This window comes from Caballeronia sp. GACF4, from assembly GCF_023631025.1.
Lineage (GTDB): Bacteria > Pseudomonadota > Gammaproteobacteria > Burkholderiales > Burkholderiaceae > Caballeronia.
The window spans coordinates 1-12,987 of record NZ_JALQDW010000026.1 but is presented as its reverse complement, the minus strand read 5'-3'; the positions used below and the strand labels follow the sequence as shown (position 1 = coordinate 12,987).

Genomic DNA, 12,987 nt, shown 5'->3' with positions numbered 1-12,987 from the left:
TGGGGCATCGCGCGAAAATCAGACGTCGGGTTAAAAGCGTTTTGCATCAACAGTTTGCACCGACGTTGCTCAGGTTATCCACAAGCTTGTCCAGTGCGGATGTGGATAAAAAGCGAAGCGCGCCTTTTCAATGCGACCGTTTCGGGAGCCGGCAACCCATGAATGTTATTTTCTGTTCCCAAACCGCGACGCGGCCCGGCCGCCGATTCGCCGTTGCCGTGCTTGCGTTGATTTGCGTGGTCGCTCATGCGGAAACGCAGTGTCCGGGTTACGTCGAAACCGGCGCCGGCAGCGCGTTCGATCTCGCTGGCATCATTAAGGACACCGGGTCGCCGCAACTTGCGCTGGATCGGGTGCGCAAAGCGGTATCGAAAATCGATGCGGGCGGCGGCTGCTCGATATTCGCCAACACTCGTGCGTGTGAGGAAACGCTCAACCTTGCGCATAAGGCAATCGACGCGTTGCAGACGTGTTCATCGACGTCGGCGCCGAAAGGCACATCGCACGGTTGAGAAAATCGCGGACGAAAAAAAACGCGCCGCCAAAACTGGCGGCGCGTTTCGATGCCTCAACAGCCCTTGAAACGATCAGCGATCCAAGAAAGGACGTAGCTTGTCCGCGCGGCTCGGATGCATGAGCTTGCGCATTGCCTTGCTTTCAATCTGGCGAATACGCTCGCGCGTTACATCGAACTGCTTGCCCAATTCTTCGAGCGTGTAGTCGGACGCCGTATCGATACCAAAGCGCATGCGCAGAACTTTCGCTTCGCGCGGCGAAAGCGCATTGAGCGCATCGTCGATTGCGGCGCGCATATTCGCGTGCACGGCCGCATCCGCCGGCGATGCCGCGCCTTGGTCCTCGATCATGTCGCCGAGCGTCGCGTCGGCATCTTCACCGACCGGCGTTTCGAGCGACACAGGTTGCTTCGCAATCTTCAGGATGCCGCGAATCTTCTCTTCCGGCATTTCCATGCGTTCCGCGAGCACCGACGGATGCGCTTCCTGTCCCGTCTGCTGCAGGATTTCACGCGAAATGCGGTTCAGCTTGTTGATCGTTTCGATCATGTGAACCGGCACGCGAATCGTGCGGGCCTGATCGGCAAGCGAACGCGTCACAGCCTGACGAACCCACCAGGTTGCATACGTCGAAAACTTCCAGCCACGACGATATTCGAACTTGTCCACTGCCTTCATCAAGCCGATATTGCCTTCCTGAATCAAGTCGAGAAACTGCATGCCGCGGTTGACGTACTTCTTCGCAATCGAAATCACGAGACGCAGATTTGCCTCGATCATTTCACGCTTAGCCTGACGCATTTTCAACTCGGCAGCCGTCATCTGACGATTGATCTGCTTGAGCTGCTTGAGCGGCAAGGCAACACGCGCTTCGATGTCGATGAGCTTTTGCTGTTCAGCCTGAATGGCCGGCAAACTGCGCTCGAGCGACGCGCCGTATTGACGCGAAGCCGCCGCAGTGCGCGCCGTCCATTCGAGATCGGTCTCGTTGCCCGGGAACGATTCGACGAACTTGTCGCGCGGCATGCCGCAACGATCTACCGCGATTTGCAGCACGCGACGCTCGATCTCGCGAACTTGCGCAACCTGCTGCTGGACGTCCGCGCACAAACGGTCGATGGTCTTCGCCGTGAAGCGAATGGAACCGAGCTCGCGTTGAATCTCCGCGCGTGCCCGTTCGACGGCCTTCGAAGCCGCGGCGCCTGAACTCTTCGGACTGCTTGCTTGCTCGGCAAGGTCGCTCACGCGCGCGAAAACTTCCAGGCAATCCGCTTTGAGTTGCTTCAAACGCGCTTCATTCGATGCAGCGGAATCGCCGCCTTCGAGGTCGTCTTCGGAATCTTCATCGTCGCCGGATTCTTCGGTGTCCGTATCAATCTCGGACGTGTCCGATGTATCGGATGCCGAAATATCTTCTTCTACCGTATCGTCTTCCTTCAGACCGTCGACGAGTTCGTCGATCTTGATCTCGCCCGATTCGACCTGAGCCGCGTCCGCCAGAATGGTGGCGACCGTGGACGGGCACGCAGCGATGGCCTGAATCATTTCATGCAAGCCATCTTCAATGCGCTTCGCAATGGCGATTTCGCCAGCGCGCGTCAACAGTTCGGTTGCGCCCATTTCACGCATATACATGCGAACGGGGTCCGTCGTGCGGCCGAACTCGGAATCGACGGTTTGCAGCGCGTTCTCGGCTTCTTCTTCCGACTGTTCATCGGCGACGACAGCAGGCGCGTTATCGCTCAAGAGCAGCGTTTCAGCATCGGGCGCTTGCTCATACACTGCGACGCCCATGTCGTTGAACGTGCTGACAATGGTTTCCATCGCCGCCGTTTGCGCGAAGTTGTCCGGCAAGTGGTCATTGATTTCGGCGTGGGTCAAATACCCCCGCTCCTTGCCCAACTGAATGAGCGCGCGCATTTGGCGCTGACGCTCCTCTTCCTGCTCCGCCGTCGTGGGGACATCGGGCTGCATCGTGCCGGTCTGGCCCTTACCCTTCCCTGCCCGTCGACCCGCGGACCTGCGCGCCGGCGCGACAATATCCAGCTCCGAATCTTCCCGATCAAAACTTGCCATACTTTCTCCTCGACAGGTTTGCTCGACGATGACAGGTCCGTGCGCGAGCAAAAAGGCTCGCTGACTTTGGTAAGCATTCGGCGCACGTTTTTCGCTGCCGAAACTGCTGACTCTATATGGACGGTGGCTGAAAATCGCTTCGAGCAAAATGCACAGTCCCGTCTAGTTCGACGTACTGCACCTTCCATTCGCCCTAGCGGGCGCAACCTTAGACTATATCAGCATTCGTTACGGTGTGGGCTGTTTTTTCAATATGCCAGCTTGGGCTCTAACACAGCCAGTGTCGGCGACAAGGCTCGAGATTCGCGTATGCGCTGGCACTTGTTCGGTGCTTGCCTTTTCGCTGACGGACGCACTGTTCAACGCTCTTGGCAGTCCATTTGGCCTGCGGGCCTGTTTAGCAAGTATGAGCAACTTCAGCGCTTTCAAGCGCGACTGCGCCGCGTGCGAGCAAGTCGACGTCTTTAGGTCATGCTTGTCATCGATTTGAGATTTAGAGCGCGACCCTTGCGCTGGCGGCGCATCAGATCTGTGCGGAACGATCTTCCCGGCTTTGATGGCCGCGAGGAAGTCGGTCGCCCAGGCGCCTGCCCTAGTGCGGGGGTGTCGCTCGTCGCGATGATGCGTCGTGACGGATTTTGCGTCCTCAGAAACGAGGAATGTTCTTGCTCCGTCATGGCTCACAAAAGATTGACCGGCAAGTTCGGCAGAGGCTCTTTGCAGTTCGATGTCGCGAGCTATTCGAGTTTTCTTCTCAACGTTTCCTTCGTGAATGGTCCGCACGCGGTATGTAAAGTCGACGGGGGCACGAAGGAGTGCCCGAAGATAGCTGATCGGATGCTTCGCCCGTTGGAGGTGTTTCCAGGAGGCTTCGACCACATCGGACAGACGCTTGGCGTGTTCGGACGCTTCGCGCATGAGCCGGAAGATCAGGAAATGACGAAAGCCCAGACCGCGCAGGCGTTCGAGGTCCGCTGGAAGTTTTCCTGGTTGTCTCTTTTGATTAGTAGGGTATAGATCCTTATATATAGTGCGGTCTGCCACCGTGGCAGACGGTGAGATTAAGGAAGGAGATCGCTCGCGGTTTGCTTTCGGTTCGTTTGAATCTTGAGCCTGAGTTGTCGTATCGCTACCTGACTCAACAAGACCTAGAAGGGTAACGACCTTTGGTGTGAGATGTAGGTAGGCACGTCCGAACAGCCCAGCGGCGCCGTAGCGAGTCTGCGGAGGACGTGTAATTAAGGCCTCTTTCTCCAAATCCTCAAGGCTTCGATAGAACGTACGCATGGACTGCATTGCGCGGCCGGTTAGCAATTCACGGCGAGCGAAGATTGCCGCGTAGGGACGACGTGCGTCGACAGTGCGAGCCAGAGCGGCGAGTAGGGCACGAGCGCGGGCAGGCAGTGCGGCGAGATGATTCGCTCGGTGAGCGGCTCGAAAGATGACCCAGGGAAGATTGGATCGATCGCAAGCGTAATCATCGAGCGCTTGTTGGTCCGCAAAGTTCTCGGATGGTTCGTGTTTTTCGAGGCGAGAAAAGTCCTCGCCTGCAACGGAAAGTTGCGCGATATGCATGTCAAGTACATCCATTTTTGGAAATGGAGGACAAACGCTTGACTGCCGATCGCGATCCGCTAAACTTCGATCTGTGTACTTCGTGACCCGATTGGCGTCGGGAAGCGGACCGGGCGAGCAGCAGTTGAGCCCGAATTCAAAAGCCTTCGGTTGGCGCCGAAGGCTTTTGTCTTTCTAACGCAAATTACTTACATCGTTGCCTCGCGTTTATATTTTTCAAGTGATTGATTATTAACGAGTTTCTAGTAGGCTCATCGGTTGGCGCCATCTGAGCTACAAGTAACTCGTTGATTTAAAAATAAAATCTAGTAGAGCCTCAGCTTCTTTCGGTTTCGGTCAACGTCTTGTTGATGAAGTCTGCAATTCGTTGCCCCCATTGCTCGGCGTCACCTGCGTCGTTCTCGAAGAATCGAACTCCGACTACGCCGTTCCTCGTTGAGACCTCGCAGACCTTTCTCCGTCCCGCACGAACGACAGTAGTACTAGGTGCGATCGCCTTAGGCTTCTCCGCCGCCAGCGCCACTGCTTTGTCTTGCGTAAAATTTTCGTCATCAATCAATCGGCGAATTGCTTCAACGACTTTTTCCGCTTTGCCTGCCTCAGTTAAAGCGGCGAGCTTTTGCGCAGCATTGCTGCCGAGTCTTTCCGGCTTTTCCGCAAGCGCCGCTTTCGCAGCCTCTGGCAGAGCGTCGAACGAAAAAATGCGGGTAACGTGGCTTTTGCTAAGTCCCGCGCTCTCCGAAATTTCGGTGCGCGAAAGCCCGCTCAGCTCCTGCAGGCGTTTGAAATTCCAATACTTCTCGAAGTCGGTCAGAGAAGGTGAAAGCAGGTTCGAGAAGAACGCCGCAAATTCAATTTCACCTTCTTCGATCGACGCCACGTTAGCGCGAATGGTGTTGCGACCAAGCTCGCGATATGCGGCCACACGGTTGTGACCAGCCACGATTTCATAACGCCCATCGGTAAGCGTGCGCACCAAAATTGGCGTCGCAAGAGCGTGCTGGGAAAGGTTGCTCTTCAGTTCCTGGAACTGTTCGCTGGTCAGCTTCCGCCGCCGCCCGCTGACCTCGATCAGCGCGTCGAGCGGTACTTCCAAGGCGGCCCGCTCTTCGAGTTGCGTTTCCAATTCTTTGATGCGCGCCTGTGCCGTGTTGATGCGATGCTGCGCGTCCATCAACCTTCCGGGTGACGTCCGCGCCTCCGTGCTCGTGGCACGCGGCTGATTTGGCTCGGCCGGCTTGGTTCCAATGTTTGCGGTCTTTGCCAGCAGTCTGTCGCCGATACCCATTTAAGCCTCCGATTGATTCCAGGCGCGGACGAACTGCGCGTCGAGATGTTCGGCGAGCCGATCGAGCGGCTCTTTGAACCGGTTGTACGCGGCAGTGCTTCCGTCGGGCTTCGACAAGTCATAGACCGTGGACAGCTGAGCAGAAGCGCCCTTCGGTACCGTCGACTCGGGAATCTCAAACGGAAGGACGCGATCGCCATAAGCTTTCTGAAGCCAGCCTCGCACGACGCGCGACACGTCGTCGGACTTTGCCTTGGTCAGAATCACATTGACGAAGTCGAACCGCTTCTGTTCGAGCACGCCGGGCAGCTTCTTCGCGATGTCCGCGAACAGATGCCAGAATTGAGTCGAGCTGGCAAAGTCGAGTGCCTCGGGCGGGCAGGGCAGCAAGATTGCGTCGGAAGCGAGCAGGGCGTTGATCGTGAGGTAACTAAGCGCAGGCGGCGTGTCGATGACAACGGCGTCATACTCCGCCGTTAGCGGCAACAGGCCTTTGCGCAAAATCTCCCAAAACTCGAACGTGCTGTCGTTGAGAACCTTGGCAGGAATCTCGAACTCGGCGTCAAACAAGGACGATGACGCTGGGACGAGATCCAGGTTGTGCCAATAGGTCTCCTGCACCGCGTAGTGCAGCGTTTGCTGATCGCCGTATATAAGTGGAAGGAGCGTCTGATCGTCGGAGATCTCCGCATCCGGTGCCCAGCCGCAAAGCTGCGTAGTCGTGCCTTGCGGGTCGCAATCGATTACCAGCACGCGCCGGCCGAGCAGAGTGAGCGCTTGGGCGGCGGATACTGCAGTGGTGGTTTTCGCAACACCACCTTTGAAGTTCGCGACAGTAACGATACGTCCGCGTTTACCCTCGGGTCTTCGCGCTCGCTCCTTGGTCGCCCGAATCCATGTCAACGTTTCTTCAAGCGTGAACTCCTTGCTCCGGCCGGCGCCTTTCGACGTTCCAGCGGGAAGTTCACCCTTGGTCGTGAGGTACTGAAACCGCTGCTTATCGACTCCGCAAAGCGAGGCCACCTGAGCACTCGTGAAAGTCGGCGCGCTTTTGCGGGGATACGGCTCCAGCATTGCGTCGCGGATCTGATTAAGAATGTCAGTGGCTTGGGCGGCCACTCCCAAGAGCGTCTCGATTGAGACGGATTGATCGACTTCGGGAAGCCGAGCGCTTAGCATTGAATTTGCGGTCACTGGCGGGCCTGAGTAAGCTATAGATTCTTCGGTTTGTGGAAAACATGCTGCAAACTGAAGAATAAACGGCCAACCGGTAAACCTCAAGTAAACTCTGAAGTTGTTTTTATCCCGAAATCGGGCGTTTTTACAACACGACGTTTACTTGACGGGCAGCGAATCAGTCGACAAGGGCCCTTGAGCGGCGAATGTTGCCCTCCGAATCAATCGTTCGACGCCTAGTAGTTTGGACGAATCCTGATTTTCCAGGTAAACCTTCGTCGTCGAAAGTTTCGAATGACCCAAGTTAGCGCTGACCTCCGGTAACGTAGCGCCGTGCGTGAGCGCATGAACGGAGTGCGTGTGTCGAATCCAATGAGTGCTGGCCTGTGCGAGGCGCTTCCCGGAGCCGGGAACATAGCCCTCGGCGAGAGCGGCCGCATTTGCGAACACCCGCTTGAACAGTTTGCCGATGCCATCCGGCCCAAGGGCGTTGCCGCCGCGAGTCTGCGCGAGAATCGGCGTGCCTTCTGGACAGGCCAAGGGATCAGACAAACCGCGAAGCGCCAGATTTTCGATCAGCGCTTCCGCAACGGCCGGCGGCAAAAACATTGTTCTTGGTTCGCCGCGCTGACGCGCGACGCTTACTCGCCAGATCGGACCGGCAACGCCGGAAAGCCGTCCGACCGATAGCGCGTCCGTGGTCGCTGCGGCTAGTTCTCCCCGACGCATGCCGGTGGCATACGCCAAAAGCAGCGCCAAGCGGTCACGATGCTCGGCGAAACCATAGACATCGCGCGATACCGACTGCAGCACAATCTGCCACTGATCCGTATCGAGTGAGCGGTCCACGGCGTCGAAGACCGACGGCTCGGCCACACGCGTCTGTCCAATAAACGGGTTTGTCGCCAGATACCCCTGCGCCTCTAGCCACGCGCCCATCGCGCTTAAAATTGCGCGCGCGGATTCCCGGCTTCTATTGGAAAGTGGCCCGGCAAAAGGCCGCCAGCTCGAAAGGCATCGATCGACGCGACCTTTTGCCACCCAGCGCGCGGAAGGCTGCGGATTCGGTAAAAAAGCCGTGATGTACTCGTTGCAGTCGGCCTCGTCTAAAGACGACATCGGCTTGTGTTTTTCCACCAAGGCCCAGAGCAGCAACCGTTCTGCTTCCCGGCGATAAGCCCTTTGCGTGTGCGCGCTGGCCGTTCGCGCGGCGAGCCACGCGTGGATTGCCTGCAGATCCGTGCCAAATTCTGACGGCCGCCGATTCGTCCCCTTCGATCCATCGAGCGCTGCGGGAACTCGCAGCGCTTCGAGCGGGGCAATCCGAAGCGTCTCGTCCCGCGACCCGGTCCATTCCGAACCTCGTGCCGATGCGTCACTCGGCCAATCGCGCCGCGGCACAAGAGCCAACGGTGAAAAAGTATGGCGAAGCGAGTGCGCGTGAAGCTGCAACCAGTCCACGATTCGCTGCGCGCCTTTCGGCCCGAGTCGTGGAACCACCGTGTACCAGCGCTGGCGCCGGGCATCGATCAGCGAAACGACGTCCTCGACGGTGGAAAGCCCAGCCGCCGCGAGCCGCGCGGTCACAGCCGGTTCGAACCAGCCGTCCAGCGGGTGATCCGGCCGTGGCTCTTGCGCGAGACTTGCCTCCATTCGCGAAAGCGCGTCGGTTTGCCGCCGTCGCAGCCGGAGATTGCGGGAAGCCCGCCGATCCAGCGCCGGTGTGGCTCCGGGCGGATATTCTTCCTCGTAGAGCGCTAGTAATTCGGCTTCGCTATAGACGCCGTCGGGGTCGATCCGCTCGCGGTATTCATCGAGCGATGGCGTGTCCTGCGTTTGTGGCGGCTCGAAAAGCGGGATACTGCCCGGCCGCAACCGTAAGAGGTAAGCGGCGTCGGTGTCGTGCGCGCGTCGGGCCAGCACCGAAAGCGTGTCGCGCAACGTGACGATAAGCCGACGTGTGGTACGGACATCCGTACCGGCATCGCCATAAGACGCGTGAAGTTTCGCCTCGGAGACGCCATCTAAATAGCCGCGATACAGCGCAAAGTGTTGGCGAGTCAGGCGGCGCGTGAGCGAAAAGCGGGGCGTGTCCGCAGCCGGATTGGTTATACTCGCCGGGTTAGCTGTTGCCATCCTGCTTGATTTCCCTTTGTATTCAACAATTTGCGGGAAGGTTATCAACCAGCTTCGAATTTGACAAGGAAAATCGCACAGTCTGATAAGTGGATTTATCAGACTGTGCGATTCGAAGGCCGATGTCGAACGAACCGTCAGCTTGAATGTTCAATTCGCAAGGCGCATATTTCCAGCACGTTCATAGCGGACTTTCAGGAGAGACGTGCCGATGCGCGGACCCAGACGCCCCGAGTTGAAGCAATCGGGAGAGGACGACGCTCCCCGCCCGAGTCTTCCGGAGGTCTTCGCGTCGGTGCGCGTGCCGGTGGGCGGATGGTGGTTCAGGCGCTTTCTCGCTTTCGCCGGGCCAGGCTACATGATCTCGGTCGGCTATATGGATCCGGGCAACTGGGCGACGGACATCGCGGGGGGATCGCGCTTCGGCTATACACTGCTCGCCGTCATCCTTCTCTCCAATCTGATGGCGATTCTTCTGCAATCGCTTGCCGTGCGCCTCGGCGTCGCGACCGGCCGCGATCTGGCGCAGGCGTGCCGCGATCATTATTCGAAACCGGTGAATCTCGCACTTTGGCTTGCCTGCGAGGCGGCGATCATCGCGTGCGATCTGGCCGAAGTCATCGGCACGGCCATCGCGTTAAAGTTGCTGTTCGGTATTCCGTTGATCGCCGGCGCGCTCGTCACCGCGCTCGATGCTTTCCTGCTGCTCTTCCTGATCAATAAAGGTTTTCGCCTGCTCGAAGCGTTCGTCATCGTGTTGCTCGTCGTGATAGCAGGCTGCTTTGCCTTGCAGATCGCCGCAGCCGCGCCACCTTGGGGCGAGGTCATGCGCGGCTTCGTGCCGTCGACGGAAATCGTGACGAATCGCGAAATGCTGTACGTGGCCATTGGCATCCTCGGCGCGACGGTCATGCCGCACAACCTGTATCTGCATTCGTCGGTGGTGCAGACGCGCGCGTTCGGCGATTCGATTCCCGCCCGCCGCAAGGCGATCCGTTTCGCGACCATCGACAGCACGATTGCGCTGACCCTCGCGCTCTTCGTCAACGCGGCGATCCTGATCGTGGCCGCCGCCGTGTTCCACGCGAAGGGCCATTTCGAAGTCGTCGAGATCGAGGAAGCGTTCCGGCTTTTGTCGCCGCTTTTGGGTTTCGGCATTGCATCGACCTTGTTCGCGGTCGCGCTGCTCGCGTCGGGCCTGAACTCGACCGTCACCGCGACGCTCGCCGGCCAAATCGTCATGGAAGGTTTTCTGCGACTGCGCATTCCGAACTGGGCGCGACGGCTTGTCACGCGAGGTCTTGCTATCGTGCCGGTCGTTGTCGTTACTGCGCTATATGGAGAGAAGGGCACGACGCATCTGCTCGTCCTGAGTCAGGTGATCCTGTCGATGCAATTGCCTTTTGCCGTCATCCCGCTCGTCCGATTCGTTTCGGACCGACGCAAATTGGGTGTCTTCGTCGTTTCGCGCTGGACCGCCGCGCTGGCGTGGCTGGTTGCGGCGGTGATCGTCGTGCTCAACGTGAAACTGCTCGTCGATACCTTTTTCGTTTGAACGCGCCACGTCCTCTATATAGATAGAACGGCCGAGTAGTCGAAATGGCTTAAGGACGGAGTGATGGCACAAAGCCTTTCAACGACCATCCATCAAAGACGAAGTCCCTGAAAACGCCGCCGCGATAGATTCTTCAGCATGCTTTGCTTAAATGAAACCCGTGCACTAACCTGACCTTTGCACCGTGGTAGCAGGTGAGTCGGTCGTTGGCGTGCGTGCAACTCTCCGCATCCGCGCCAGGAAAAACGAAACAGTCGGGGCGTCGGAAAAAACATGAACTGCTTGAGGCCCGCTGTTCACCTGACGCCGCTCGTTCGAGGGTTATCGCTCGCGTTCGGTGTCTTTTGTCTTTCGCGCGCGCTGCCGGCTCTGGGCGCATGTGACAACAACGCACCGCAATCCGGCGAGACGGCTACGTGCGATACCCGCGTGCCCAATCCCTCGACCTCGCCGGTCATCGCGGTTTCAGGCAGCGTCAACGTAACGATCGAAGTGTTGCCCGGCGCCGAACTCGATGTCGGTAGCAACAACGGCATTCTCATCCGCGACACGAGCCTCGCAAGCAACAGCGGCACGCTGCGAATCAACGCTGGCGGCGCCAATGCCATGACAAGTCAAGGCATTGGCGCCGGACGAAATACGCTGCTGAACGGCGGCGCCGTCTTTACCACCGGCTCGGGCGCAGCGGGCATCTTCAACTCCGCTGCCGCGGTCACGATCCACAACGAATCGACGGGCGTCATCCGCACGAACGGTGCGAACGCCGCAGCGATGATCGACTCTCAAAGTTCGGGCAGCGGCACGCTTATCAATGACGGAGGCGTCGCGACGAGCGGCGCGAACTCGTACGGCATGGCCGCCGTGACGCATGGCGATTCCCTCGTGAACAACGGCACGATCACGACGACCGGTGCATTGGCGCACGGCGTCTCTGTCAACGCCAGTGCGGGCGGCAACGTCATCACGAACAATGGCGCGATCGACGTGTCGGGCGATGGCGCGCATGGCATCGCTTCGCTCGATGCCTCGCCAGGCGCAATCACCAACACCGGCACGATCACCGCGCGCGGCGCTGGCGGAACGGGCGCCTCCGTCACCGGGCGCGTGTCCTTCGTGAATGCGGCGGGCGCGAGCATCGTGAGTCAGCAGGCAAGCGGGATCGCAGCGAACGGCGGCGGCACGCTCGACAACGCCGGCACGATTCAAGGCGCGACCGGCGTGACGATTGCCAACGGAGCCGAAACGATCAGCAACTCCGGGACGATTCGCGGCGACACCGGTGAGGCCGTCGTGGCGAACGGGCGCATCAACGTGTCGATCAGCAATACGGGCGTGATTGCCGGAAGCGCGGGCGTTGCCGTGCGCACCGATACCGGAAGCGACACGTTCAACATGAACGGCGGAACGGTCACGGGACAGGTCCGCCAGGGCGATGGCATCGACGCCTTCACGATGACGGCGGGCCAGCTCGATTCGCTCGATCAAGGCGATGGACGCGACACGCTCACGATGTCCGGAGGACGCATCGTCGGCGTGTTCGCGAATGGCGATGTTGCGCAAATCACGGGCGGGCGCATCGGCACAGCGGACCTGAACATCGGCAACAACGTCTTCACGATGTCCGGCGGACAAATCGACGGCAACGTCACCGCCGCCCAGAACGACGACACTTTCTCGCTTTCGGGCGGGACGATTGGCGGACGGGTCGATCTCGGCAGCGGCACGAACAAGCTGACCATCACGGGCGGCACGATCGGTCAGGGCGTGACGACGACGAGCGGAGCGGACACGCTCGCCTGGAGCGGCGGCGCGATTAGCGGGCCGGTGTCGCTCGGCGCGGGCAACGACACTGCCACGATTCGCAATCTGACCGATGCGACATTCGCCGCGACGACGCGCATCGACGGCGGCGCGGGCATCGACGCTTTGACATTCGACAATTCGCAAGTGAGCGGGCTGAACCGCTTCGTCGGTTGGGAGACGATTACTGCATCGAATGCAACGCAACTCACGTTCGATGCAAACGGCCTGACACTCGGCGATACCACGACCGGCGCCGGATTACTCGATCTCGATGCGACGAGCACGATTTTGGCGGGCGGGATCGGGCGCGTGGCGCTCCAGCCAGCCGTCGTCGGACAACTCGTTACGCTGAACAACGCGGGAACGATCGACCTGACGAACGGCGGCGCGAGTACGAGCGATGCGTTCGTCGTGAATGGCAACTACACGGGCAACAACGGCCGGCTGCTGGTGCAGAGCGTCGTAGGCGCGGACGGCGCGCCGAGCGACAGAATCGTGATTGCGCAAGGCGTGGGCGCCGGGACGACTTCGATTGGCGTAACTAACGTCGGCGGCGCTGGCGGGCTCACGGCGAACGACGGGATCCAGGTCGTGCAGGCAACCAACGGCGCGACGACATCGGCGGGCGCGTTCACGCTGGCGCATCCGGTAGCGGCGGGCGCTTTCCAGTATTACCTGTTCAAGGGCGGTGTCAGTGATGGAACGGCTGACAACTGGTATCTGCGGTCGAGCGTGCCTCCGGCTCCGGTTACGCCCGCGACACCGACACCGGCACCGACACCGACACCAACGCCAACGCCAACGCCAACGCCAACGCCAACGCCAACGCCAACGCCAACGCCAACGCCAACGCCAACGCCAAC

The 12,987-nt window shown here is 59.5% G+C and carries 7 protein-coding genes and 1 pseudogene; 2 read left to right on the top strand and 6 right to left on the bottom strand.

Annotation, left to right across the window (positions count from 1 at the left end; translation table 11 throughout):
* Positions 1-74 precede the first annotated feature (74 nt).
* The 6 genes from NCR40_RS23945 to NCR40_RS23920 form a co-directional block, all read right to left on the bottom strand.
* Positions 75-446 carry a hypothetical protein gene (locus tag NCR40_RS23945; RefSeq protein WP_250510868.1) on the bottom strand — a complete coding sequence of 124 codons (372 nt, stop codon included), beginning with the start codon at positions 444-446 and terminating at the stop codon, positions 75-77.
* Positions 447-587: 141 nt separating this feature from the next.
* Positions 588-2,591 (bottom strand): RNA polymerase sigma factor RpoD, encoded by a 2,004-nt coding sequence (rpoD, locus tag NCR40_RS23940; RefSeq protein WP_250510867.1) that lies wholly within the window; start codon positions 2,589-2,591, stop codon positions 588-590.
* Between the two features lie 228 nt (positions 2,592-2,819).
* Positions 2,820-4,166, bottom strand: coding sequence for a replication protein O (locus NCR40_RS23935; RefSeq protein ID WP_250510866.1), 1,347 nt, complete (start codon positions 4,164-4,166; stop codon positions 2,820-2,822).
* A gap of 316 nt (positions 4,167-4,482) precedes the next feature.
* Positions 4,483-5,454, bottom strand: coding sequence for a ParB/RepB/Spo0J family partition protein (locus tag NCR40_RS23930; RefSeq protein ID WP_250510865.1), 972 nt, complete (start codon positions 5,452-5,454; stop codon positions 4,483-4,485).
* A complete protein-coding gene (locus NCR40_RS23925; RefSeq protein ID WP_309848244.1) occupies positions 5,455-6,633 on the bottom strand; it encodes a ParA family protein in 1,179 nt (392 codons plus the stop codon).
* A gap of 156 nt (positions 6,634-6,789) precedes the next feature.
* Positions 6,790-8,814 carry a site-specific integrase gene (locus NCR40_RS23920; protein ID WP_250510864.1) on the bottom strand — a complete coding sequence of 675 codons (2,025 nt, stop codon included), beginning with the start codon at positions 8,812-8,814 and terminating at the stop codon, positions 6,790-6,792.
* Positions 8,815-8,977: 163 nt separating this feature from the next.
* Between NCR40_RS23920 and NCR40_RS23915 the strand changes: the two genes are divergently transcribed.
* The gene (locus NCR40_RS23915) at positions 8,978-10,321 is read left to right on the top strand and encodes an Nramp family divalent metal transporter (RefSeq protein WP_250510863.1); all 1,344 of its coding nucleotides are present in this window, start codon (positions 8,978-8,980) and stop codon (positions 10,319-10,321) included.
* Between the two features lie 273 nt (positions 10,322-10,594).
* Positions 10,595-12,987, top strand: a pseudogene (locus NCR40_RS23910) (autotransporter adhesin family protein); the annotation flags it as partial.

Bases quoted from the DNA above. Each gene is read 5' to 3' on its own strand.
- NCR40_RS23945 (WP_250510868.1), bottom strand. From the start codon at position 446: ATGCGCAAGGTTGAGCGTTTCCTCACACGCACGAGTGTTGGCGAATAT.
- rpoD (WP_250510867.1), bottom strand. From the start codon at position 2,591: ATGGCAAGTTTTGATCGGGAAGATTCGGAGCTGGATATTGTCGCGCCG.
- NCR40_RS23935 (WP_250510866.1), bottom strand. From the start codon at position 4,166: ATGCATATCGCGCAACTTTCCGTTGCAGGCGAGGACTTTTCTCGCCTC.
- NCR40_RS23930 (WP_250510865.1), bottom strand. From the start codon at position 5,454: ATGGGTATCGGCGACAGACTGCTGGCAAAGACCGCAAACATTGGAACC.
- NCR40_RS23925 (WP_309848244.1), bottom strand. From the start codon at position 6,633: ATGCTAAGCGCTCGGCTTCCCGAAGTCGATCAATCCGTCTCAATCGAG.
- NCR40_RS23915 (WP_250510863.1), top strand. From the start codon at position 8,978: ATGCGCGGACCCAGACGCCCCGAGTTGAAGCAATCGGGAGAGGACGAC.